This window comes from Caryophanon tenue, from assembly GCF_001700315.1.
GTDB classification, from domain to species: Bacteria; Bacillota; Bacilli; order Bacillales_A; family Planococcaceae; genus Caryophanon; species Caryophanon tenue.
The window spans coordinates 39,224-62,806 of the sequence record NZ_MASJ01000041.1; the positions used below are offsets into that span (position 1 = coordinate 39,224).

General features: G+C 40.0%; 24 protein-coding genes and 2 riboswitches. Of the genes, 16 read left to right on the top strand and 8 right to left on the bottom strand.

Features of this window, described 5'->3' with window-relative positions:
- Positions 1 to 4 precede the first annotated feature (4 nt).
- Both A6M13_RS15245 and A6M13_RS15250 read left to right on the top strand, forming a co-directional pair.
- Positions 5 to 616: a response regulator transcription factor gene (locus tag A6M13_RS15245; RefSeq protein ID WP_066548475.1), complete on the top strand. Its 612-nt coding sequence runs from the start codon at positions 5 to 7 to the stop codon at positions 614 to 616.
- Positions 617 to 712: 96 nt separating this feature from the next.
- The gene (locus A6M13_RS15250; protein WP_066548481.1) at positions 713 to 1,261 is read left to right on the top strand and encodes an STM3941 family protein; all 549 of its coding nucleotides are present in this window, start codon (positions 713 to 715) and stop codon (positions 1,259 to 1,261) included.
- A gap of 46 nt (positions 1,262 to 1,307) precedes the next feature.
- On the opposite strand, the gene A6M13_RS15255 is transcribed toward A6M13_RS15250, so the two are convergent.
- The 6 genes from A6M13_RS15255 to A6M13_RS15280 form a co-directional block, all read right to left on the bottom strand.
- Positions 1,308 to 2,279, bottom strand: coding sequence for a proline dehydrogenase family protein (locus tag A6M13_RS15255; protein WP_066548483.1), 972 nt, complete (start codon positions 2,277 to 2,279; stop codon positions 1,308 to 1,310).
- Positions 2,280 to 2,356: 77 nt separating this feature from the next.
- Positions 2,357 to 3,106, bottom strand: coding sequence for an ABC transporter permease (locus A6M13_RS15260; protein WP_066548485.1), 750 nt, complete (start codon positions 3,104 to 3,106; stop codon positions 2,357 to 2,359).
- The gene (locus tag A6M13_RS15265) at positions 3,103 to 3,828 is read right to left on the bottom strand and encodes an ABC transporter ATP-binding protein (protein WP_066548487.1); all 726 of its coding nucleotides are present in this window, start codon (positions 3,826 to 3,828) and stop codon (positions 3,103 to 3,105) included. Before A6M13_RS15265 ends, A6M13_RS15260 begins: the two co-directional genes overlap by 4 nt.
- Before the next feature lie 101 nt (positions 3,829 to 3,929).
- Entirely contained in the window at positions 3,930 to 4,415 is a 486-nt protein-coding gene (locus tag A6M13_RS15270; protein WP_066548489.1) for a YbaK/EbsC family protein, read from the bottom strand.
- 107 nt (positions 4,416 to 4,522) lie between these two features.
- A complete protein-coding gene (locus A6M13_RS15275) occupies positions 4,523 to 5,821 on the bottom strand; it encodes an ammonium transporter (RefSeq protein WP_066548491.1) in 1,299 nt (432 codons plus the stop codon).
- A gap of 51 nt (positions 5,822 to 5,872) precedes the next feature.
- Positions 5,873 to 6,214, bottom strand: a complete 342-nt coding sequence (locus A6M13_RS15280; protein ID WP_066548493.1) for a P-II family nitrogen regulator — start codon at positions 6,212 to 6,214, stop codon at positions 5,873 to 5,875.
- Positions 6,215 to 6,672: 458 nt separating this feature from the next.
- Between A6M13_RS15280 and A6M13_RS15285 the strand changes: the two genes are divergently transcribed.
- The 10 genes from A6M13_RS15285 to A6M13_RS15325 all read left to right on the top strand — a co-directional run bounded on the left by A6M13_RS15285 (position 6,673) and on the right by A6M13_RS15325 (position 18,226).
- Complete coding sequence (locus A6M13_RS15285; protein WP_066548496.1) at positions 6,673 to 8,139, top strand: nicotinate phosphoribosyltransferase; 1,467 nt, start codon at positions 6,673 to 6,675, stop codon at positions 8,137 to 8,139.
- 16 nt (positions 8,140 to 8,155) lie between these two features.
- A complete protein-coding gene (gene nadE / locus A6M13_RS15290) occupies positions 8,156 to 8,983 on the top strand; it encodes an ammonia-dependent NAD(+) synthetase (protein ID WP_066548497.1) in 828 nt (275 codons plus the stop codon).
- 217 nt (positions 8,984 to 9,200) lie between these two features.
- Positions 9,201 to 9,524 (top strand): hypothetical protein, encoded by a 324-nt coding sequence (locus tag A6M13_RS15295; protein WP_066548498.1) that lies wholly within the window; start codon positions 9,201 to 9,203, stop codon positions 9,522 to 9,524.
- A 120-nt stretch (positions 9,525 to 9,644) separates the two neighbouring features.
- Entirely contained in the window at positions 9,645 to 10,592 is a 948-nt protein-coding gene (locus A6M13_RS15300; RefSeq protein ID WP_066548536.1) for an AAA family ATPase, read from the top strand.
- On the top strand, positions 10,585 to 11,745 hold the full coding sequence (locus A6M13_RS15305) for a DUF58 domain-containing protein (protein WP_066548499.1): 1,161 nt from the start codon (positions 10,585 to 10,587) through the stop codon (positions 11,743 to 11,745). The genes A6M13_RS15300 and A6M13_RS15305 overlap by 8 nt, the downstream gene beginning before the upstream one ends.
- Entirely contained in the window at positions 11,742 to 13,901 is a 2,160-nt protein-coding gene (locus tag A6M13_RS15310; RefSeq protein WP_066548500.1) for a DUF4129 domain-containing transglutaminase family protein, read from the top strand. The genes A6M13_RS15305 and A6M13_RS15310 overlap by 4 nt, the downstream gene beginning before the upstream one ends.
- A 31-nt stretch (positions 13,902 to 13,932) precedes the next feature.
- Positions 13,933 to 14,034, top strand: a riboswitch (purine riboswitch).
- A 162-nt stretch (positions 14,035 to 14,196) separates the two neighbouring features.
- Complete coding sequence (gene guaA, locus A6M13_RS15315) at positions 14,197 to 15,519, top strand: glutamine-hydrolyzing GMP synthase (protein ID WP_211270326.1); 1,323 nt, start codon at positions 14,197 to 14,199, stop codon at positions 15,517 to 15,519.
- Positions 15,520 to 15,683: 164 nt separating this feature from the next.
- A complete protein-coding gene (gene guaA, locus A6M13_RS15320) occupies positions 15,684 to 17,237 on the top strand; it encodes a glutamine-hydrolyzing GMP synthase (RefSeq protein ID WP_066548511.1) in 1,554 nt (517 codons plus the stop codon).
- A 379-nt stretch (positions 17,238 to 17,616) separates the two neighbouring features.
- Positions 17,617 to 17,763: a hypothetical protein gene (locus A6M13_RS16405; protein ID WP_169817461.1), complete on the top strand. Its 147-nt coding sequence runs from the start codon at positions 17,617 to 17,619 to the stop codon at positions 17,761 to 17,763.
- A 151-nt stretch (positions 17,764 to 17,914) separates the two neighbouring features.
- Positions 17,915 to 18,226, top strand: a complete 312-nt coding sequence (locus A6M13_RS15325; protein ID WP_066548513.1) for a hypothetical protein — start codon at positions 17,915 to 17,917, stop codon at positions 18,224 to 18,226.
- A 51-nt stretch (positions 18,227 to 18,277) separates the two neighbouring features.
- Here the strand turns inward: A6M13_RS15325 and A6M13_RS15330 are convergent, their stop codons facing one another.
- Complete coding sequence (locus tag A6M13_RS15330) at positions 18,278 to 18,679, bottom strand: hypothetical protein (protein ID WP_066548515.1); 402 nt, start codon at positions 18,677 to 18,679, stop codon at positions 18,278 to 18,280.
- Between the two features lie 108 nt (positions 18,680 to 18,787).
- On the bottom strand, positions 18,788 to 19,744 hold the full coding sequence (locus tag A6M13_RS15335; RefSeq protein ID WP_083998409.1) for a sensor domain-containing diguanylate cyclase: 957 nt from the start codon (positions 19,742 to 19,744) through the stop codon (positions 18,788 to 18,790).
- A gap of 251 nt (positions 19,745 to 19,995) precedes the next feature.
- On the opposite strand from A6M13_RS15335, the gene A6M13_RS15340 reads away from it, so the two are divergent.
- The 4 genes from A6M13_RS15340 (at position 19,996) to A6M13_RS15355 (ending at position 23,142) form a co-directional block, all read left to right on the top strand.
- Positions 19,996 to 20,607, top strand: a complete 612-nt coding sequence (locus tag A6M13_RS15340; protein ID WP_066548521.1) for an NAD(P)-dependent oxidoreductase — start codon at positions 19,996 to 19,998, stop codon at positions 20,605 to 20,607.
- A 136-nt stretch (positions 20,608 to 20,743) separates the two neighbouring features.
- On the top strand, positions 20,744 to 21,127 hold the full coding sequence (locus A6M13_RS15345) for a hypothetical protein (protein WP_066548523.1): 384 nt from the start codon (positions 20,744 to 20,746) through the stop codon (positions 21,125 to 21,127).
- A complete protein-coding gene (locus tag A6M13_RS15350; protein WP_066548525.1) occupies positions 21,120 to 21,473 on the top strand; it encodes a hypothetical protein in 354 nt (117 codons plus the stop codon). Before A6M13_RS15345 ends, A6M13_RS15350 begins: the two co-directional genes overlap by 8 nt.
- A 150-nt stretch (positions 21,474 to 21,623) precedes the next feature.
- Positions 21,624 to 21,725: riboswitch (purine riboswitch) on the top strand.
- A gap of 91 nt (positions 21,726 to 21,816) precedes the next feature.
- Positions 21,817 to 23,142: an NCS2 family permease gene (locus A6M13_RS15355; RefSeq protein ID WP_066548528.1), complete on the top strand. Its 1,326-nt coding sequence runs from the start codon at positions 21,817 to 21,819 to the stop codon at positions 23,140 to 23,142.
- Positions 23,143 to 23,583 lie beyond the last annotated feature (441 nt).

Genomic DNA, 23,583 nt, shown 5'->3' on the forward strand with positions numbered 1-23,583 from the left:
TGAAGTGATTAAAATTGTCATTGCAGAAGACCAAGGGATGCTATTAGGGGCATTGAAGTCACTACTAAGCATGGAAGAGGATATTGAAATTGTCGGCCTTGCTAAAAATGGAGAAGAAGCGCTACAACTTGTCGAACAGCATCAACCGGATATTTGTATTATGGATATTGAAATGCCTGTGAAGACAGGGTTAGATGCAGCGGAAATAATTTATGCAGAGAAATATGAGTGTAAGGTAATTATTTTAACGACATTTGCACGACCAGGCTACTTTGAACGTGCGCGCAAAGCGGGGGTACGTGGTTATTTATTAAAAGACAGCCCGATTGAAGAGCTAGTCAATTCGATTCGTGTCATTATGGACGGACGACGCATTTATGCACCAGAGCTTGTCGATTTTGTATATGAAGATGATAGTGAGAATCCGCTAACTGAGCGTGAGAGCCAAGTGCTAGAGTTGGTGGCTGAGGGAAAGTCGACAAAGGAAATCGCCGCAGAGCTGTATTTATCAGCTGGTACCGTGCGCAATTATATTTCGACTATTTTAGAAAAGCTAAACGTCGGCAATCGTATTGAAGCGATAGCTCGTTTTAAAGAAAAAGGTTGGAATAAATAAAGCAGTAAGGAGGCAAAATCATTGTTCATGATTTTGTCTTCTTTTTTCGTAGTGTCATCGAAGGGCATTCGCTATACTAGAATAGGAGGTGTACGTATGGAAATTATTGAACAAATTGAACGCAATAAAAAACGTCCGATTATGCTGTTTTCATTATCGGTCTTAATGACAGCGATGAGTGTCATGTCGATTGTCGTCGGTCTTGGGGCAAGCGAAACATTTAATATTATTGTAGGCGTCATTGGTTTATTTTTCTTTTTAGGCATGATGTTTATTTTTGCGAAAGATTTTTTATCAACAAAGCCATTTTTACAAGTGACAGAAGAACAAATTACGTATGATGGTAGTACGTTTACATGGGAAGAAATTCGTGAAGTGAAACTTGCGGATTTTGGCAAAGGGAAGGTTATTTTACTAAACTTACAAAACCCACAAAAGTACTGGGCAACATTATCAAATGTACAACGTAAAATTGCTGAAATGAACGCATCAAATGGCGGCCATATTCAAATTAACTTAGCGAAGTCGACAAATGTCGATGTACCAGAATTACTCGAAACGTTACAACAGACGCATAAAAAAGCAACAGGCTACCGCGAGCAAGTGAGCGGCAAAAAGAAGCGCGTTGTCGCGTCATTTAAATAAGAAAAAGCATTACGCCAAAGTTGAGCGTAATGCTTTTTTATACGAGCTATTTCTTTCGTGTAAGGCGACCTAATAAAAAGGCACCCGCTGCCACGGCAAGAACGGTATTCGTCTTTTTCGTAAACACTTGCTTTGTAACAAGTGAAATATTTTGTGGACGTTCTGCTAGTCGACGCATAAAGTAGCCATACCAATCTTTGCCGAATGGTACATACGCACAAACACGGTAGCCTTCTGTTACAAGTGCTTGCTGTAAGTCTGTACGGAAACCATAAAGCATTTGGAATTCAAATTGCTCTCGCGGAATATGATGCTCTTCGACAAAGCGTTTTACGTGCTCAATAATATTATGGTCATGTGTTGCAATGGATGTGAATTGTCCATGTAAGAGATGATATTCAATTAGCTCTAATAGTTGAATATCAATATCTAGCTTGCGCTGATACGCAACAGACGCGTCTTCTTTGTACGCACCCTTCACAAGACGTAGGCGGAAATCTTTCAAGTCCTCAATATCGTCTTTCGCGCGGTGTAAATAAGATTGAATAACCGTACCGACGTTTGGAAAGACTTTATGTAGTTCTTTAACAATATCAAATGTCGCTTGTGCACGGTCATAGTTTTCCATATCGACATTGATGAAAATATTGTGTTCGTAAGCAAGCTCTACAATTTCACGTACATTGTCATAGCAAAGGTCAATGTCAATATCTAAGCCGAGTTGAGAAAGCTTCAGTGAAATATGGGCTTGTAGGTCATGACTTGTAATCGCATGAATCACTTCTAAAATCGCCTCTTTTGCTTGCGTTGCTTCTTGCTCAGTTGTTACAAACTCACCTAAATGGTCAATTGTCGCCTCAATACCTGAAGCATTTAAGCTTTGAATTGTTGCCACTACTTCTTCTAAATTTGTGCCAGCAACGACATGTTGTGCGCCTAATTTCAAGCCGTATTGTTGTGCGGCTTTATTCAGCATTGGATTTTCAGAGAACTGCATAAAAACATTGCGTAAAAACATTCAACATTCCTCCATCAACGAACGTATTTTTTATTGTTAGTATAGCACCTTTTTACATAAAATATGGCGCGTTGCACTCATGCTTTATAAAGCTGCATATGCTTTGTAAATAATGTTTTGTAGCTTGTGTATCCAAGAATTGTACTCGATACAGCTGCACTTGTTAACAGTGCGAAAATAATGAGGAGTTGAAATTGCACAGCTTGAAGCGGGTCTGCACCGCCGATAATTTGACCGCTCATCATACCAGGGAGCTGTACAAGGCCGATTGTTTTTTGACTTTCAATTGTCGGAATCATACTCGCTTTAATGGCATCGGTCAATTGTCGATGAATCGCCTGTTTTGGTGTACCGCCAAGCGATAAAATAAGCTCGATTTCATCTTGTCTTGCGTCGATTTCAGCTTTAAAACGGTTTAAAAATAAAATAGAGAGCACCATCGCATTTCCAATCATCATACCGCTAATGGGAATAATGTATTGTGCGGTTGCGGGTACGATTTGAAAACCTAACAGTACGCCTTGTGTAATGACTTCAACAGCGATAATCGCAAGTGCTAACTTCCACGTAATACCATGAATCCATAAGCCCTTTTTACGCGCATTTAGCGTAGCCACAACAATCATTAACGTTACCATCAGCACAATATACACCATGCTTTCTGCCTCAAACACAAACGTTAACACATATCCAATGGCAAATAGCTGTACGATAGCACGAACGGTCGCAATCGTAATGTCTTTTTCAAGTTGAAGATGTAGTGCTTTCGAAAGTAAGAAAGGAATGAGGACAAATAATAATGTTAAACTTAGCCCTATATATGTCATCGAATCCCTCCTGCTAAAAACTGTTTCGTTGCGTGTTGCTGTGGATTTTCAAGCAATGAAGAAGGGCCTGCTTCAATAAGTTGTCCATCTATCATGACCCATGTATCGTGCCCAACATGAAGTGCCTGCTCTAAATTATGTGTAATCCAAATAATTGTCACGCCGTATTTTGTATTTAGCTGTGTAATGAGCTGTTCAATTTCAAGGCTTGCTGTATGGTCAAGTGCCGATGTAATTTCATCGAGTAATAAAATAGGTGGTGCATTTACAAGTGTTCGAGCAATCGACACACGTTGTCGTTGTCCCCCTGATAAATCGCGTGCTTGCTGATGCAGTAAAGAAGCGGGCAAGTGTACATCTTCTAAAAAGCGCAAAGCTTCTTGTTCGGACAAATTATCGTTATGGAGCTTTTTCGGTAAGCATAAATTATCGTAAACAGTCCCGTTAATCATAGGCGCAGCTTGTAGTGCCATTCCTACTTTTTGGCGTAATGTAGTTGGTGGAATGGTGGAAATCGACTGCGTACCGATGACAATATCGCCTGCTGTTGCTGTTAAAAGCCCATTACATAGTTTCAGGAGTGTCGTCTTACCAGCGCCAGAAGGTCCGACTAATGTTGTAATACGCTTTGCGGCGAATGTGCCAGAAATTTTCTGTAAAATAGGGCGGTCATTTTTGGTAAAACATACATCTTTAAATGTAATTGTATGTGACACGGACATCGTTCCTTTCGTAAACAGTACACTTATTATAATAAAAAAGAGCACGCCCGAGAAGGTACTCTAGGGCGCTCCCTTTTAGGTCGCTGTTGAATGTCGATGTGTTATGTAAGAGAAGTATCCCACTCTTTACAAACATCAACCCATTGAATTGCCTGTGCATATGTATAAAGCTCCTCTGGGGTTAGCTCAATAGCTGAGTTGCGACTACCCGCAGCAGGGAACACCGTCGTGAATCGCTGTAAAGAAATATCTAAGTAAATGGGCATCGCTGTCGCTAACGCAAAAGGACAAACACCGCCAACCGGATGCCCTGTTTTTTCAACGACTGTTTCGGCATCAAGCATGCGTGGCTTTACGTTAAATGTCGTTTTAAATTTTTTGTTATCAATTTTTGTGTCCCCAGCCGCTACAATCAATAATGCTTCTTCATCTTGGCCGCGAAACGACAATGTTTTTGCAATGCGAGCAGGGATAACTTGTAACACAGCGGCAGCTTGTTCAACGGTTGCGCTACTGCTGTTAAACTGTAAAATATCCTCATCACGTCCAACCTCTTTAAAATAACCAACAACTGTTTCGTAAGACATCGATATCGCTCCTTTTCTTCTAATTGTATCAGAAAATTCTAACATAAAAACAGCGTGTCTGAGAAGTCATTCTCGGACACGCTGTTCGTAACTAATAAGATGTGAGATTATACTTTTCGTAATGTAGACGGTGTCTCAGGTTGTTGACCAAGGCTTGTTAAACGCTCTGCGAATGAACCGCTACGTTGAACCCCTTTGAATGAATCTTGGAATTCATATGCGTTTGCACCGTGTTCAACAGTATCTAAGCCTGATAACTCTTCTTCACGAGAAACACGTAATGGAATGGCAATTTTGATAATGCTTAAGCTTGCGAATACCGCAAATGATGTCCAAGCGATAACTGCAGCAACACCGAGCGCTTGTATGCCAAGAAGTGAAGCCCCACCGCTATAGAATAAACCGTTTGCTGTATCTAATAAGCCAACTGCTAATGTACCCCAAATACCGCATAAGCCGTGAACAGTTACGGCACCTACTGGGTCATCTATTTTTAATTTTGAGTCGATGAAGCGAACCCCTTCAACTAAGATTGGTGCAGCAATTGCACCTGCGATTAAAGCGCCAATCATGCTTAAGTTTGCAGCACCTGCTGTAATGGATACTAAACCAGCTAACGCACCGTTTAATGTTAATGAACCGTCCATGTAGCCATAGCGGAATTTCGTATACATTGCTGTTGCGAATACACCAGCTGAAGCGGCTAAAAATGTATTTGCGATAACGCCAGGAACTGCTGCTGGGTCAGCGGCTAATGTAGAAGCACCATTGAAACCGAACCAACCTAACCAAAGGATGAATACACCTAACGCACCAAGTGGAATAGAGTGACCTGGAATAACGTTAACACGTTTACCAGCATATTTTCCGATACGTGGGCCAATCATTGTAGCGGCAACGAAAGCACCAACCGCACCTGTTAAGTGAACGACTGTCGAACCTGCAAAGTCAACGAAACCTAAGCTTGTTAACCAACCATCACCTTGCCATACCCAATGTCCAACTACTGGATAAATGAATAATGTCATAACAACGACGATTGCGATATACGCTGTGATGTTTGTACGTTCAGCGACAGCACCTGAAATAATAGTGGCACATGTTGCCGCGAACATTGCTTGGAAGACGAAGAATGCAATATCTTCTACACCGTTTAGAGCGAAACCAGAGAATCCGATAATGCCGTTTACAGAATCACCAAACATGATGGCATAGCCTGCGAAGAAGTAAACGATACCACCAAGTGAAATGGTGATGAAGTTTTTCATCAAAATATTAATGGCGTTTTTCGAGCGGGTAAATCCTGCTTCAACCATCGCAAATCCTGTATGCATGAAGAATACTAAAAACGCACCGAGCATAACCCAAACTAAATTAATTGATAGTTCTAAAGCTTCTACTGTCATAATAATTCCTCCTTCTGCTTATACGTAATGCGGTATATGTTCATTTGTTATTTATTCGACTGCAATCGCGCCGACTTCTTTCGTACGAATGCGAATGGCTTGTTCTACTGGATAAATGAAAATCTTGCCATCCCCAACTTCACCGGTAGAGGCGTCACGTAAAATGACATCGATAATTGGCTGTACTTTGGCGTTATCGACCACCATCTCAAGTTTAAGCTTCGATGAAAATTCCATTTCATACGTGTTGCCGCGGAAAATACCTGTACGGCCTTCTTGACGACCACACCCAGCAATTTCTGTAATGCTTAAGCCGTCAATTCCTTCAACTGCTAATCCTTCACGAACTTTTGGAAACACTTCAGGACGAATAATGGCTTCGATTTTTTTCATACACAATCACTCTCTTTCGTATGTGTTAGGATAGTTAACATGTTAAATTGAATTTTTAAAATAATCAATCTCATTTTTAGATGATTATGTTATAATTTCTGACATGAATGATTGGGGGGTGATGCCGAAACCGTTGGATACCAAGCGTTAATGTTTGTTAAAAAACATCACATCGCATGAAAAAATGTGAAAAAAAGTAGCTACATATGTGTATCTTCTAACAATGTAGCGTGAAAATGCATGTTTTTCTTTTATAAGAAATGATGTAGTCAACCTATACATGCAATGTAAGTAATGAAAACTATCATGAAGTAATTTAATGGCGTTACGTAGCACGACGCAAAATGGATTTACGGACAAAGCCCCTAAAATCTAGAAAAGCCATGATAACATTCACTGAAATGTGACGAATTAGTGTATAATATGACGTATTATTAAGCGGAAGAAGGAGAATCCTTATGAAAACATCAAAATTTGCAGATGACAGCTTAACGTTACACACTGATTTATATCAAATTAATATGGCGGAATCTTATTGGGCGGACGGTATTCATGACCGAAAGGCGGTATTTGAGCTTTATTTCCGTAAGCTACCATTTGGTAATGGTTATGCGATTTTTGCAGGGCTAGAGCGCATGCTTGACTATTTACGTGATTTCCAATTTAGTGAGAGCGATATTGCTTACTTACGTGAGTTAGGCTACAAGGAAGATTTTTTAAGTTATTTACAAACGGTGCGTTTTACAGGCACAGTTCATTCAATGGTAGAAGGTGAGCTTGCATTTGCGAATGAGCCACTGGTGCGTGTCGAAGCCCCTCTTGTCGAAGCACAGCTGATTGAAACAGCAATTTTAAATATCGTGAATTTCCAAACATTAATCGCGACAAAAGCAAGCCGTATTAAACAAGTGACAGCAGATGAAGTATGTATGGAGTTCGGTTCACGTCGTGCGCAGGAAATGGATGCCGCGATTTGGGGTGCACGTGCTGCGATTATCGGTGGTTTCGCGTCAACAAGTAACGTACGTGCAGGTAAATTATTCGGCATCCCTACAGCCGGTACACATGCACATGCATTAGTACAAGCATATAAAAGTGATTATGACGCGTTCCATTCGTATGCGAAGCGTCATAAAGATTGCGTGTTTTTAGTAGATACGTACAACACATTGAAATCAGGCGTGCCAACAGCGATTCAAGTTGCAAAGGAGCTTGGCGATAAAATTAACTTTATCGGTATTCGCTTAGATAGCGGTGACATTGCCTTCTTATCAAAAGAAGCACGTAAAATGTTAGATGAGGCTGGCTTCCCTAATGCCAAAATTATCGTATCGAATGATTTAGATGAATACACAATTTTAAATTTAAAGGCGCAAGGTGCTCGCGTTGATATATGGGGCATCGGAACAAAATTAATTACAGCGTACGACCAACCAGCATTAGGTGCTGTGTATAAAATGGTGAGCATTGAAAATGAGCATGGGAAAATGGAAGATACGATTAAAATTTCAGCAAACGCTGAAAAAGTATCAACACCGGGCTTAAAGAATGTATACCGTATTATCGATAAAGAGACGGGTAAATCTGAAGGTGACTATGTTACGATGGCGGATGAAACGCCTCAAAATGAGACACGCATTAAAATGTTCCACCCCGTGCATACATTTGTGTCGAAGTTTGTGACGAACTTTGAAGCGAAAAATCTGCATGTGAAAGTGATTGACAATGGTGAATTTGTTTATGAAAGCCCGTCATTATTTGAGATGCAACAATATGCATATAATAATTTAAATGTGTTATGGGATGAATATAAGCGCTCATTAAATCCTGAAGAGTATCCAGTCGACTTAAGCCAAAAGTGTTGGGATAATAAAATGCGCAATATTGAAGAAGCGCGTCAAATGGTCGAACAGCTAGAACAATAAAGGTGGCGAAATACAGATGACGTTACAACAGCAAATTATTGAAGAGTTAGGTGTGAAACCGACAATTGATGTCGCTGAGGAAATTCGGACGACAATTGATTTTTTAAAGGATTATGCTAAAAAGCATCCATTTGTAAAAAGCTTTGTGCTAGGTATTTCTGGTGGACAAGATTCAACGCTTGCGGGGAAACTTGCACAATTGGCAATTGATGAATTAAACGAAGAAGCAGGCACACGAGCATATAGTTTTTATGCGGTACGTTTACCATATGGTGTTCAAGCAGATGAACAGGACTGCCAAGATGCGTTGGATTATATTCAGCCGACAAAAACCTTTACGGTGAATATTAAGCCAGCAGTAGATGCTTCAGTCGCTGCATTAACAGAAGCGGGTATTACGCTAAGTGACTTTGCAAAAGGCAATGAAAAAGCGCGTGAACGTATGAAGGTTCAGTATTCGATTGCGGCAATGAATGGCGGAGTGGTATTAGGCACAGACCATGCAGCAGAAGCGATTACTGGTTTTTATACGAAATTTGGCGATGGTGGTGCAGATTTAGTACCGTTATTCCGTTTAAATAAACGCCAAGGTAAGCAGTTGCTAAAAGCGCTTGATTGTCCAGAGCATTTATATTTAAAAGTGCCAACTGCGGATTTAGAAGAGAATCGCCCGTCATTACCAGACGAAGCAGCACTTGGTATTACGTATGAGCAAATTGACGATTATTTAGAAGGTAAAGATATTCCAGAAGAAGCGCGTAAAGTGCTAGAAGGTCATTATTTACGTTCACAGCATAAACGTCATTTACCAATTACCGTATTTGATACATTTTGGAAAGCATAAAATAGATTGAATCATAATCCTTCAGCAGCTTGTCGTTGCTGAAGGATTTTTCATCTACGTTAGCTTATGCGTCATCTAGTACTAAACATGTTTCTTTTTATCCGCTCCATCGACATGTGCTATTAAAAATAGTGCAATAACTCGTACTAATTACCTTAAAGAAAATATTAACACTACCGATATAGTGAATATATACATCGAAAGGAGGTAACGATGAATGCGTACATCATCGGTTGGACCAGCACGTGATACAACATTTCGCGGGCAAAATAAGAAAAGCGTAACGACTGTTGAAGGAGCATTTCAAGAAAGTAGTGGCTTTTTACAGCAGCAAAACGAGCGCCAGGCAAAGAAGCAGAAGAACACAAAGCAGAAGCGACAAGCACCAACACGTACCGCGAAGAAGCAAAATGTGTTGCCGAATATTCATACAGACCCGAACGCGGCAATTTTACAATCACATATGCACCATGTCTCGGCAAAGCTACAATCGCTTAGCAATCAACGACGTGCGCTTCATGGTTACCAAACATCGATTTAAGAACGGGTACAGCATTTCACATTGTGAAGTGCTGTTTTTTTGTCGTGGATTCGTTGTATTCAAATGCCCTTTTCGCTATGCTTAATTTAGCAGTGTTAAAGAGAGAAGGTGTCAGAGATGATGAATGAACAAGTAGCAATTATTTTGCAAAACATCGAAAAAGTAATGATTGGTAAACGTGAGGTGGCAGAATTAAGTGTTGTCGCATTACTCGCAGGTGGACATGTATTGTTAGAAGACGTTCCAGGTGTAGGGAAGACGATGATGGTACGTGCCCTCGCAAAATCGGTTGGTGCGGATTTTAAACGTATTCAGTTCACACCAGATTTATTACCATCCGATGTCGTCGGCGTTTCTATCTATAACCCAAAAACATTACAGTTTGAATTTCGACAAGGACCGATTGTCAGTCATATTGTGTTAGCTGATGAAATTAACCGAACATCTCCAAAAACACAGTCGGCTTTATTAGAGGCAATGGAAGAAGGTTCGGTGACTGTAGACGGTGAAACGATTGTGATTCCAAAACCATTCTTTGTAATGGCAACGCAAAATCCAATTGAGTATGAAGGCACGTACCCATTACCAGAAGCGCAGCTAGACCGATTTTTATTGAAAATTAGTATGGGCTATCCAACGTTTGATGAGGAAATTGAAATTTTACGACGAGCGGAACATGCTTCACCAATTGACACACTTCAACCGGTCATTACAGTGGCGCAATTATACGAGTTGCAGCGAGCGGTAAAAGCTGTACATATAGAAGAAAACGTAAAAACGTATATTGTGGAATTAGCGAGACAAACGCGTCAAGACCAGTATGTATATTTAGGTGTGAGTCCACGTGCATCGATTGCGTTAATGCGTGCTGCTCAAGCGTACGCGTTTATGAAAGGACGTTCATATGTCATTCCAGATGATGTGCAATATTTAATGCCATCCGTATTTAGCCACCGCATTATTTTGAAGCCCGAAGCAAGGTATGAACAAATTGAACAGCAAGAAGTTGTACGCCGCGTACTTGCACGCGTAGCCGTACCGACACAAAAGGCTGCACAGTATGAGTAGTGTAAGCAACGCGTCACGTAAAAAATATTTATTAGCGGTGCTATTGTTTTATGTCGTGTCGTTTTGTTTTGCGATGTTCCAAGGTGGCTTTGTTAGCTGGTTTATCTTTTTTGTGATGACACCGTTTGTTTTATATGCGTATTTATTGGCGGTTGTGCCATTGACGTTTCAGCAGGTGACGCGTACGTGGTCACCGTCAAAAATTGAAGCGGGGGATGATATGACGATCACGGTAACATTTGAGCGCAAAAACCGTTTCCCGCTCCTTTTTATGCTTGTAGAAGATGACATTGTGCACGCAAAAAACGCCTTGCCACGCCGTACATTATTTGTGGGTGGCTTTAAAAAATATTTCACGTGGGAAATGCCTGTAAAGGAGCTTGCGCGCGGAGAATATCCATTTCAAACGTTTACGGTAACGTGCTACGACTTCTTTGGATGGATTGCCCGTACAGTTACGGTACAAGTGCCACAGCAATGTCTTGTCTATCCAAAGGTTGAACAAATTCGTCATGCGACGTTACAGGCACAGTTTGAACGCGGAACAAAGGCGTCACCATATGCGCTCGTAAAGGACACATCAATGGTAACAAGTGTGCGTAACTATCAGCCAGGAGATCGCATGTCATGGATACATTGGAAGTCATTTGCGAAAACAGAGCAATTACGCACAAAATCATTTGAAGATAGTCAGTCACAAGATTTATTTATTACGATGGACTTACAAGCAGGTGAGTATTTTGAGCAGTCTGTGTCATTAACAGCATCGCTACTTCAAACATTTGTGAAGCATCAAAGCGATGTCATGTTTATGACGATTGGGGCACAACGCCGACTATTTCCATTATTACAAAGTAGTACACAAGTAGAGGATGTTATGCGTTATTTAGCGATTGTACAGCCAGAAACGATGAGTAGCGCATATCGTCAGTTGTCGCATGAGTCGGTTGTACAGCAAGTGCATGCGCTTGTTTATATTACGACGGTGTTTGATGAACAAATGCTACAGTTTTTCAAATTGCTCAATAAACAAGTGACGTGCGTTGTCATACAGCGAGAGCCGCAGCAAACAAAGGTGTTGCAACAAATCCGCGTCGTATATGTGCAACCGACAAATTTTGAACGTGTGTTAATGGAGGTGGCGAAGCGATGATGCAACCGTTAAAACGGTGGGAATTACTGGTGTATTACATGCTTGTATTCCTCATCTTGTATGAATGGCTTGTGCCGATTTTACAATTAACGAACACAGGGCGCATACAGTATTTTATGCTGTTTATTTTAGTCGCGATGTTCTGTACATTAATGCGTTTCCCGAGCTGGTTAACGGTCAGCATTAAAGTACTCTACATCGGGTGGTTTATTACGTTAACACATGGCGGCGTTCATTTATTAACGAAGGATGGCCTTACTTTTTTAGTGTCAGAAGTTGTGTTTAATGTGGGTCGACTTGTCTCACTCGATATTGTCAATGTCACGAATTCTTTACGTACATTTTTATTTTTCATGTTAATTTGGATGTTAATGTATTTAATTCATTATTGGTTAACGGTGCGTTATTCATTATTTTATTTTATCGTTATGACCATTTTCTTTATTGCCACACTAGATACATTTAGTCCGTATGACGGTACGTGGGCAATTGTAAAAGTGTTAATGTACGGCTTAATTTTAACGGGCATTCTCTTTGCGAAACGTTTACTGTCGTACATACCAGAAGTCATGTCAGCGCCGAAGAAAATAATCTTTGTGCTACCGATGATTGTCTGTGTTATTGGGATGGGCGCTGTTGCGTACGCATTGCCGAAAAATGCACCGATATGGCCAGACCCGGTACCATTTATTAAAACTGTCACAAATGGTGGGTCAGGTGTATCGAAAGTGGGCTATGATGAAGATGATCGTCAGCTAGGTGGCGCGTTTGAAGCAGATGATACGCTCGTGTTTACAGCGCAGTCGCAAGGAAAGCGCTACTGGCGAATTGATGAACGCGATACGTATACTTCAAAAGGTTGGGAAAATTCGTTTGACACGGGGACGATTGAGTATGTCCCGCCAAAATCCAATTTACGTGGAAGCGCACAGCCGATAGAGGACGTCGATATTGTATCGATTACGATGTCGACGGAAGACCCGTATATTCTGTCGCCATATGGCAACTTTTTATATGAATATCCGTGGAACTATATGGTGGAAGAGCGAGTTGAATCAGGTTATCGTTATTCATCATTTATTGAACCGGAGGCAAAAGCGGCGATTCCAAATTATCGCATTCACGTTGTCGACGAAGCGTATAGCTTACAACAGCTACGTGACACAGATATGTCGAAGTACGAAAATTTAGATGCGTCGTTTGACCGTTATTTACAGCTGCCAGAGAATTTACCGCAGCGTGTGCGTGATTTGGCAGTCGACATTACCGAAAGTGTACCAACTGCCTATCAAAAAGCACGAGCGATTGAAAATTATTTTGCGTTAAATGGTTATCGTTACAGCACGTCAGAAGCGGCAATTCCAGGTGAGGAAGATGACTATGTGGACCAGTTTTTATTTGAAACGAAGGTCGGTTATTGTGATAACTTCTCGACATCAATGGTTGTGCTACTGCGTTCACTCGATATTCCTGCGCGTTGGGTAAAAGGGTTTGTCACAGGTGATGCGATTGATGAGTCAACGTATGCGATTACGAATAATGAAGCCCATTCATGGGTCGAGGTCTATTTAGTCGGAACGGGCTGGGTGCCGTTTGAGCCGACAATTGGCTTTAATGGAGATTTAGACATTGAGTTTGACTTAGATACAGAGGAGCAATTATTAGAAGAGCAAGCGTTGGAAGAACCATCAACACCGGAAGCGCCGACGCCACAACAGCCAAATGATACTGAAACAGCAACGCAAAGTGTCGATATTGGCAAATGGCTTGCGAATATGTGGCAAAAAGTGCAATGGTTTGTGTATATCATGCTAATTCTCATTGTTATTATCGTGATTATACTGTATCGTCGTAGACAGCGCTGGTTGCCAAATTATTATATTAAACAAGCGAATAAAGAAGCATTAACATGGCAAACATTTGATAAGCAGTACCAACAACTCATCAAACAGCTGAAATATAAAGGACTTGTACGACAGCCGGATGAGACGTTAGCGGCGTTTGCCAAACGTGTGGATATGTCGCTTGAAACGACAGAGATGGCAACGTTAATAGCAGCTTATGAGCAATATATTTATAGTGACCAGTTGCCGGAAGTTGACTTTCACTATTTAAAAGAATGTTGGGAATATTTAATCAATCGCACAAGCGGTTGATTTTATGTCACACAAAGAGTAAAATTTAAAAAAATAAAATAGCATGTGCCTTCATATAAGCCCGATAATACGGTTCGGGTGTTTCTACTAAGTTACCTTAAACAACTTATCTATGATGGCAGATAAACTGAACGCTTTTTTAGGTGTCGTTTATCTGTTGATATAATTTGTGAGGAGGACGCGTAGAAAAACTTAGGTTAAATAGTTTTTCTATGCGTTCTTTTTGCTTTCTAGGTGCGCTATACAACTTATTTTTGAAGAGTAAAGCCGCAGTGTTCGCGCAACAAAAATTTTTATTGGAGGTTGTACCAGTTTGAAACAAGATAATATTTTAGTATTAGATTTAGGTAGCAGTGAAAATACAACGATTGCTCGTTGGATTCGTGATTTAGGTGTATACAGTGAAATTCACCCGCATGATATCACTGCTCAACAAATCAAAGATTTACAAACAGTAAAAGGGATTATTTTAAATGGCGGGAAAAATAATATCGTTGATGGCGAAGCAATTGACGTATTAGATGAAATCTATAGCTTAGGTTTACCTGTTATTAGTGTAGAACACCCTTCTACGAAAGCATCTAAAACGTTAGCTCAATGGCCAAATGAAGAAGAAGCAAAAGCTTTCTTAAAAGAATTTGTTTTTGACACATGCCAAGCAGAAGCAAACTGGAATATGAAAAACTTCATCGAAGATCAAGTAGCTTTACTACGCCAACAAATCGGCGACAAAAAAGTACTTTTAGCGCTTTCAGGTGGCGTCGACTCTTCAGTTGTTGCAGCACTACTTATTAAAGCAATTGGTAAGCAATTAGTTTGTGTACACGTAAACCACGGGTTAATGCGTAAAAATGAGTCTGAGGGCGTTATTCAAATGTTCGAAAAAGACTTAGAAGAAAACCTTGTTTATGTAGACGCAAGCGAGCGTTTCTTAGGAAAGCTTAAAGGCATTGCAGAGCCAGAAGAAAAACGAAAAATTATCGGGAACGAATTCATCCGTGTGTTTGAAGAAGAAGCACGTAAATTAGATGGCATTGATTTCTTAGCACAAGGAACAATCTATCCAGACATCGTAGAATCAGGTACGAAAACGCATAAGGTTGTAAAATCTCACCATAACGTAGGTGGTTTACCAGAAGACCTTCAATTTGAATTAGTGGAGCCTTTATTCCAACTATTCAAAGACGAAGTACGCGCATGTGGCGTAGAGTTAGGCTTACCACATGACATGGTATACCGTCAGCCATTCCCAGGCCCAGGCTTAGGGGTACGTGTATTAGGTGAAATTGAGCCGGAGCGTCTTGAAGCTGTACGTGAATCAGATGCCATTTTACGTGAAGAGTTTGCACTTGCAGGATTAGATAAGAAAGTATGGCAGTACTTCACTGTTGTACCAAACTTCAAATCTGTAGGTGTACGCGACAATGAACGTACGTATGAATACCCTGTAATTATTCGCGCTGTTAACACAATTGATGCAATGACAGCAACAATCGAGCCAATCGACTGGCCGATTTTATTAAAAATTACAGATCGTATTATTAACGAAGTAAAACACGTTAACCGCGTGTGCTACGACTTATCGCCAAAACCAGGCGGTACAATTGAGTGGGAATAATTCCCAAGTTGTCAATGTAACTTTGTGAAGTAATGGGGGAGGGGATTCATTTGGACAGCATTTGCGCAAATTATCACCCTCCTTTTTCAAAAGGGTGTGTCTTATGAGTACTAGACACATCTTTTTTTGGTTCAAAAAATAAAAAAACTTTTGAAGAGGTGTAAATCGTGTCAACTCCATTATTAAAAGAGCAAGAAAAAATCGTCGTTTTAGATTTCGGTAGCCAATTTAACCAATTAATTACACGTCGTATTCGTGAATTCGGTGTATTCTCAGAACTACATCCACATACAATTACAGCAGAAGATATTAAAGAGATGAACGCAGTCGGCATCGTGTTTTCGGGTGGACCTAACTCTGTATATGATGACAATGCGTTTAAAGTGGACCCAGCTATTTTCGAATTAGGTTTACCGATTTTAGGCATTTGCTACGGTATGCAGTTAATGGCACATACACAAGGCGGAAAAGTAGAAAGTGCAGCAACACGTGAATACGGTAAAGCAGAATTAACAGTTGCAACACAAAATAAATTATTCGGGGACTTACCAACAGAACAAGTAGTATGGATGAGTCATGGTGACCACGTAACAGAAGTACCAGCTGGTTTTGAAATTATCGCAACAAGCCCAGCTTGTCACATCGCGGCAATGGCAAATACAGAACGCCAATTATACGCAGTACAATTCCACCCAGAAGTACGGCACTCTGTATACGGCAACGACCTATTACGTAACTTCGTATTTGACGTATGTGGTGCAAAAGGCGACTGGTCAATGGCGAACTTCATCGAAATCGAAATCGCTAAAATTCGTGAGCAAGTGGGCGACAAGCAAGTGCTATGTGCCCTTTCAGGCGGTGTCGATTCATCAGTTGTAGCGGTATTAATCCATAAAGCAATTGGCGACCAATTAACATGTATGTTCGTAGACCACAACTTAAACCGTAAAGGCGAAGTTGAGCAAGTGATGAAAACTTTCACAGAAGACTTCGATATGAAACTAATTAAAATCGATGCACGTGAACGCTTCATGAACAAGCTAAAAGGTATTTCTGACCCAGAGCAAAAACGTAAAATTATCGGTAACGAATTTATTTACGTATTTGACGAGGAATCAGCGAAGCTTGAAAACATGGACTTCCTAGCACAAGGTACGCTATACACAGACATTATTGAGTCAGGTACAGCAACAGCACAAACAATTAAGTCTCACCACAATGTTGGCGGCTTACCAGAAGACATGAAGTTCGAATTAATCGAACCACTAAACACATTATTTAAAGACGAAGTACGCGCACTTGGTTTAGAACTTGGCTTACCAGAAGCGGTTGTATGGCGTCAACCATTCCCAGGCCCAGGCTTAGGCATTCGTGTGCTTGGCGAAGTAACAGAAGAAAAATTAGAAATCGTACGTGAAGCGGACTATATTTTACGCGAAGAAATCAAAAACGCAGGACTAGACCGCGACATTTGGCAATACTTCTGCGTCTTACCAGACATCCGTTCAGTAGGCGTAATGGGCGATGGCCGTACGTACGACTACGCAATCGGTATCCGCGGTGTAACATCAATCGACGGTATGACTTCCGACTGGGCACGTATTCCTTATGATGTACTCGAAAAAATCTCAGTACGTATCGTAAACGAAGTACAAGGCGTAAACCGCGTGCTGTATGATATTACGTCTAAGCCACCTGCAACGATTGAGTGGGAGTAAACAAAATCTAAACTTCGAGAAGCGAAAGCCCCGCAGAAGTTTCTTGCGGCAGCAAGGATTTTGTTTGCGACGAGCATGCGAAGCAGCGCAGGAGCAGAAATTAAATTGAACGAAGAAAAACTTAGTAGAGCCTTATTTAATAAGGTTTCTACTAAGTTTTTTATTTCATATCATTACAGAAAGCTATTCGATCGGAAAGAAAGCGAAATATAGGCATAGAGATAGGAGTAGTCATAGAGTAACGTCTAAATCCACCACTCCACTTTGATATTTCTACCCGAACATAGTACACTAAGAAAGCAAAAAAATGTACAGCACCAAAATGCGTATATTATAGTAATGACATAGATATGTGGAACGAGCAAAAGAAGGTGAAAATATGGGTAAATATCAATTAGATACAAAAGGGCAAGTAGCCGTAACGAAGTATCATGAGAAAAATAAGCCAGCGCAGTTTGATAAAAAGCAACAAATTGAAAAGCTACGTGCGGAGTATTTAAAGCGCAAGCAAGCACAAGATAAATAAGCGCGAGTCGTTTTCGCGAAAAAGCAGCGTCTAAGAATCATTTCTTAGATGCTATTTTTTATAACAATTATTAAGAATGGATGACGCGGGCGTTTTTTTAGACATCATTCGTTATAATAGAAGGAGCTTCTAATAGAAAGAGGGATTGTTCATGGATATTCATTTAGTGTTATTTGTTACATCAGCAAAGCGTGTAGGAAGTCGTAGTGAAATGTTAATGAAAACCGTGTATTCTTCGTTTCGACCAGTAATGGGGGACCATATTGATGACCCAGGATTTGATCCGAATTTTCATAACGGCTATGAAGTGGTAAAAGTGGCGATTAATTATGAAGAAGAGGCGTGTTATGTGTCACTCAGCCCGCTTGCGATTGAGGTAGAAGACATACCAGTTGAACAGTATATCGACAAACTATTAGCGAATGGCTGGGAAATTGTCAAAAATGAACGTTACTCATCGTGAAAATTAAAAAGAAGTACCGTCGATTTTTGAAATCGAATGGTACTTCTTTTTTTATGCAGTGCGTTTGTCGACAAAAAATGTCACGATGACAAATAAGACGAACGCCAGTAATAAAATTGAGCCACCAATAATAAACAACACCATTGTTAATGTCTCGTTCATATTGAATGGATTTAGATTATAGAGCCACATGCCGCCTGTTAAACCGAATGCGCCGACCATACCAAAAATAGCGTGCACTTTGACCAACAGTAACTTACGAATTGGCACAGAATAATAAAAAATACCCCAAGCAAAAACCGATAACCACCCGACAAGTAAAATGTGTGCGTGAATTGGTCGTAATGAATAATCCATATTACCACTCATTGTTGAACCGATATATACACCGATGAGACCAAAAATAGCAGAGAAGCGAATTAATGTTAATGCCCATGTTCGTTGTTTTTCCATCACGAAAAGTCCCCCTTATATGTCAATAGCTTTACTATAACGAACGCATATAACGTTTATATAAACTGTAAAAAACACCATTACGAAAGAAATCGTAGCGGTGTTTTTTTAAACAGGTAGGTGTTGTTTTTTTAAGCGTTTCTCGTCGTACATTTGTAAATCTGCCTGTGTGAACAATGTATGCATGTGCCCTATGGATTGCGCAGTAGAAGCAAGTCCGACCGAGATACTAAGAGGAATCGGCAATTGTTCACCAGCATTAAATTCATCGATAGTTTTGTGTAAATTAGCAAGGATGGTCACAATGTCGGTATCCTCTACATGTAGATGTTCGACGATAATCGCAAATTCATCGCCACCGATACGCGCAACTGTATGATGATGAAATGTTTTTTGTAAAACGTTTGCGGCAGTGATAATAAAATTGTCGCCAGCTTGATGACCGAAAGAATCGTTCACATGTTTTAGTCGGTCTAAGTCACACAAAATCAGTGTGACAGCGTGATTTTCTTGTTCGTTCAGGCGCTGTATTTGTTGCTCGAAAAAATGGCGATTATATAAATCAGTTAACACATCATGAGACAGCTGATACGTTATTTCATTTTCAAGTCGCACTTTGTCATCAATATTTCGTAAAATCCCTTGAATGGCGATAAGCTGCCCTTTTTTATAAACTGGCGTAATGTATTCTTCAAAAAAGTGATATGTTCCTTCTAAACTACGAAAACGTTGAATAATCGGTTTGGAATAATCCATATTACCAGAAACTTTATTTTTGAAAATATATAAATCGTCCGGGTGAATGGCTTCGTAAGGGTATGCATGCTCAGTCATCAGTTTGTGCCGTGTGCCTTCTCCGAGAAGTTTATCGACAGACGGGGAGATATATAAATGTTTTTCAGTCGGATAGATTTCATAGTAATAAATAATATCATACGATTGTTCGATTAATTGCTTCATATCTTTCATCGAGAAAGTGGATTGTATAAATGAAGCGTTCATCGATTTCGCTATAAAAAATATGGCAATGAGAACTAACATGAAAATTAAACCGCCAATAAACATGTGACTAATACCCCCTGTTTGACATCTAAATAAAAATAAAAAAGCAACGCATATTTTCCTTATTTTACTACAGAAAATTCCGACTGTAATAAATTTATTTGAATAATGATGAAATTTAACGGAGATGGACGAAATATGTGACTGGAGTTCGTATTGAGTTTAGGATTTCTTTTAATTTCAGGTGTAAACACATTGTTTTGATGGGTAAATATTGTAAGATAAGAACAGATAAGTGAAGGAGGAAGTTAATCATGAAAGTAATTATTTTTGGTGCTACAGGTGGCGTAGGTCAACATACTGTAAAACGTGCAGTAGAAGCAGGGCATGAGGTAACGGCATTTGTACGTACACCTGAAAAGTTAACATTTACAGAAGGTGTTCACATTGTACAAGGAGATGCGTTTAATGCTGAGCAAGTGGCAGCTGCTATTGTTGGGCATGATGTGGTTGTATCTTGTTTAGGTTCAAGCTCAGGCATGAAAGCATCAAATGAATTAGAAACGATGGGCAAAAATATAGCAGATGGTATGGTAGCGGCGGGTGTAGAGCGCTTTGTTTACTGTGCATCAGCAGGTGTATACGGAGAAATTCCAGGGATGATGGGCAAAATGATGATGAAATTATTAGAAAAGCCATTAAAAGATCATCGCGCTGCATTAGATTATTATCGTTCAAAAGGTTTAACATTCACAATCGCGCGTCCAATGGGCTTAAAAGATGAGCCATTTGTGGAATACCAAGAAACATTTGAAGGTGTACCAGCAAAATCAAATTCGATTCCACGTGAAAGTGTGGCACATTTCTTAGTAAAAGCAATTGATGATAAAAAGTATGTAAACACATCAGTTGGATTAGCAAAATAGTCGTCTATTCCCCAGGCCATTCGAGAAGAGCATATCTTTTCGGGTGGTCTTTTTATTGTCAAAAATGTTTCACGTGCAACATTTTCAACAACTTGAAATTGTTTTGATACAATAGGCGTGAAGGAGTGAAGTAAATATGGTAGATCAAAAAGTGAAAACATTTTTCGCTGCATTGCAGCAAGCATCAACAGATGGCAAAATGCAATGGACATATGAGCAAGGTGAAATGAAAAATATCATTGCGGATGTTGTGGACGGGGCGAGTTATAGCCAACCAATCGTTTGTAATTATAAGCGCTATCGTTTTTTACTCGTAACGTTTGTTCAAAATAACCAAGAAGTAACAGCATTCCTTATTACGGAAGGAACACGCGACTGGTTATATGGCTGGAATACGATGACGGCAGAAGAAGCGGAGTTAGTACGTCCATTAGAAGAAGTTGCACGCCGTGTCGCAAGTGGGGCAGAACGCGCAATGAATGAATTTTTGGCGGACTTTGAGGGGGGCTTTAATGTTTAGTGAACAACCTTTACTCCAAACTTTAATTGAAGCGACGTTAAAAAATCGTTTACAGTGGACGATTGATACATCGACAGCAGCGGAAACAATTGCCGAAACGCGCGGCGAAGACATCGTTGTCACATATTATTATGAAAAGAAAAAAGCCACACTCGCTTTATTTTTTAACGAAGAAACAGAGCATACACGCTTTGTTTTTTTAGACGCAACTGGCGACTGGTTATACGAAATCGATAGCGATGACGAACAAGATGGCAAGTTAGTCCGTACATTATTTGATGTTGCGGTACGCCAAATGTCGGGTGTTGCAGACGTTATTCAACATTTACTGCATGATTTCTCATAAGCGAATGACGTACGGTGGATGTATGTGTTCAGACGTCTTTAATTGGTAGTATTAAACGGATTTTACAGCTAATCACGAACATTGTGAACAAAATGACAAAAAAAGTTCGCAAAAATGATTGAAATACGAAAATTGAAGTGCTATATTACAGTAGTAAATTAAATATGTCGTCGTATAAAGTCAGGGATATGGCCTGAAAGTTTCTACCGAGCTACCGTAAAAAGCTCGACTACGATTTGAAATAGCATGATCATTTCAAAAGGCGTAAGCCAATCGTAGACGTACGACTGTTAAACAGTTGTGCGTCTTTTTTTTCCGACGACAAATGGAGGAACATTACACAATGAAGAAGTATTTCGAGTTTGATAAACTTGGAACGAATTATCGCCGTGAAATTTTAGGTGGTTTTACAACGTTCTTAGCAATGGCGTATATCTTAGTTGTTAATCCGCAAACATTATCATTACAAAGCGTAACGGATTTCCCAGAAGCATTACGTATGGATTACGGCGCAATTTTCGTTGCCACAGCCGTTGCCGCAGCAATCGGTTCATTTATAATGGGGATATTTGCGAAATACCCGCTCGCGCTAGCACCAGGACTTGGCTTAAACGCCTTCTTTGCATACACAGTAGTACTTGTAAACGGTAGTCCTTGGCAACATGCTTTAGCAGCCGTATTTATTTCGGGCGTATTCTTCTTATTACTAACAGTCACAGGCTTACGTGAAAAATTAATTAATGCAATTCCATTAGAATTAAAGTTAGCAGTTGGCGCTGGTATCGGTTTGTTTATCGCCTTTATCGGGATGCAAAGTGCAGGGTTAATTGTTAACAATGATGCAACATTAGTAGGTATCGGTGATTTACGTGACCCACAAGTATTACTAGCAGTATTCGGTATTATCATTACAATTATTTTCTTAGTACGCGGCGTAAAGGCAGGCGTATTTATCGGGATGGCTGTAACGGCGATTGTCGGTATGATTTTCGGTTTAGTGAACACACCAGAAGCAATTGTGTCAGCGCCACCAAGCATTGCGCCAACATTCGGTGCATTATTTGAAGCATTCGGTGACCCAAGTTTTTATACATTATCAATGCTTTCAGTAATTTTAACGTTCTTATTCGTAGACTTTTTTGATAATGCAGGAACATTAGTCGCTGTAGCAAACCAAGCAGGGTTAGTAAAAGACAATAAATTGCCACGCGCTGGTAAAGCATTAATTTCTGACTCAATCGCAACAATTGTTGGTTCGATTTTCGGTACATCTACAATTACATCATACGTTGAGTCATCATCAGGTGTAGCGGCAGGTGCTCGTACCGGTTTTGCAGCAATCGTTACAGGATGCTTCTTCTTACTAGCATTATTCTTCTCACCATTATTATCAGTGATTACATCAGCAGTAACAGCACCAGCATTAATCGTTGTCGGTGTATTAATGGTTGCGTCACTTGCAGATATTGATTGGAAAAAGTTCGAAGTGGCAGTACCAGCATTCTTCACGATGATTATGATGCCATTAACATATTCTATCGCAACAGGTATCGCTGTCGGCTTCGTATTTTATCCATTAACGATGATTGTAAAAGGTCGCGCAAAAGAAGTTCACCCAATTATGTATGTATTTGCGGTTATTTTCTTAGTGTACTTATTCACAGCATAAAATAAAAAACTGTCCTAGCCATTCGGTTAGGACAGTTTTTTTATGTGATGAGGATGTGACTGCAGATGCAATTACGTCTTGAAAGGGCATATTTTATCTGTACGGTAAGGCTGACAAGTGAAAAGCCTTTACGTGTTTTTGGTGCGTGTATAATAGGAAGAAACTAATTTTAAAAAACTGTGAAAGAAATTGAATAATCTTTTAAATAAAAAGTGCTTGCTAAATAAAAACAAGTAGTGGTATATTTAGTTCCGTTGCTAACACAGCAACAACAACTAAACTTAGCAAGTAACACTGTAAAGCATTCGCTAAACAGTGAGTCAAAAAACTTTTTTAAAAAAGTGTTTGACAATAAAAAACAGAAATGCTAAGATATAGAAGTTCGCTTAACACGAACGAAAAACATGAACCTTGAAAACTGAACAACAAACGTTGATGAAA

Bases quoted from the DNA above. Each gene is read 5' to 3' on its own strand.
- A6M13_RS15250 (WP_066548481.1), top strand. From the start codon at position 713: ATGGAAATTATTGAACAAATTGAACGCAATAAAAAACGTCCGATTATG.
- A6M13_RS15255 (WP_066548483.1), bottom strand. From the start codon at position 2,279: ATGTTTTTACGCAATGTTTTTATGCAGTTCTCTGAAAATCCAATGCTG.
- A6M13_RS15260 (WP_066548485.1), bottom strand. From the start codon at position 3,106: ATGACATATATAGGGCTAAGTTTAACATTATTATTTGTCCTCATTCCT.
- A6M13_RS15265 (WP_066548487.1), bottom strand. From the start codon at position 3,828: ATGTCCGTGTCACATACAATTACATTTAAAGATGTATGTTTTACCAAA.
- A6M13_RS15270 (WP_066548489.1), bottom strand. From the start codon at position 4,415: ATGTCTTACGAAACAGTTGTTGGTTATTTTAAAGAGGTTGGACGTGAT.
- A6M13_RS15275 (WP_066548491.1), bottom strand. From the start codon at position 5,821: ATGACAGTAGAAGCTTTAGAACTATCAATTAATTTAGTTTGGGTTATG.
- A6M13_RS15280 (WP_066548493.1), bottom strand. From the start codon at position 6,214: ATGAAAAAAATCGAAGCCATTATTCGTCCTGAAGTGTTTCCAAAAGTT.
- A6M13_RS15285 (WP_066548496.1), top strand. From the start codon at position 6,673: ATGAAAACATCAAAATTTGCAGATGACAGCTTAACGTTACACACTGAT.
- nadE (WP_066548497.1), top strand. From the start codon at position 8,156: ATGACGTTACAACAGCAAATTATTGAAGAGTTAGGTGTGAAACCGACA.
- A6M13_RS15295 (WP_066548498.1), top strand. From the start codon at position 9,201: ATGCGTACATCATCGGTTGGACCAGCACGTGATACAACATTTCGCGGG.
- A6M13_RS15300 (WP_066548536.1), top strand. From the start codon at position 9,645: ATGAATGAACAAGTAGCAATTATTTTGCAAAACATCGAAAAAGTAATG.
- A6M13_RS15305 (WP_066548499.1), top strand. From the start codon at position 10,585: ATGAGTAGTGTAAGCAACGCGTCACGTAAAAAATATTTATTAGCGGTG.
- A6M13_RS15310 (WP_066548500.1), top strand. From the start codon at position 11,742: ATGATGCAACCGTTAAAACGGTGGGAATTACTGGTGTATTACATGCTT.
- A6M13_RS16405 (WP_169817461.1), top strand. From the start codon at position 17,617: ATGGGTAAATATCAATTAGATACAAAAGGGCAAGTAGCCGTAACGAAG.
- A6M13_RS15325 (WP_066548513.1), top strand. From the start codon at position 17,915: ATGGATATTCATTTAGTGTTATTTGTTACATCAGCAAAGCGTGTAGGA.
- A6M13_RS15330 (WP_066548515.1), bottom strand. From the start codon at position 18,679: ATGGAAAAACAACGAACATGGGCATTAACATTAATTCGCTTCTCTGCT.
- A6M13_RS15335 (WP_083998409.1), bottom strand. From the start codon at position 19,744: ATGTTTATTGGCGGTTTAATTTTCATGTTAGTTCTCATTGCCATATTT.
- A6M13_RS15340 (WP_066548521.1), top strand. From the start codon at position 19,996: ATGAAAGTAATTATTTTTGGTGCTACAGGTGGCGTAGGTCAACATACT.
- A6M13_RS15345 (WP_066548523.1), top strand. From the start codon at position 20,744: ATGGTAGATCAAAAAGTGAAAACATTTTTCGCTGCATTGCAGCAAGCA.
- A6M13_RS15350 (WP_066548525.1), top strand. From the start codon at position 21,120: ATGTTTAGTGAACAACCTTTACTCCAAACTTTAATTGAAGCGACGTTA.
- A6M13_RS15355 (WP_066548528.1), top strand. From the start codon at position 21,817: ATGAAGAAGTATTTCGAGTTTGATAAACTTGGAACGAATTATCGCCGT.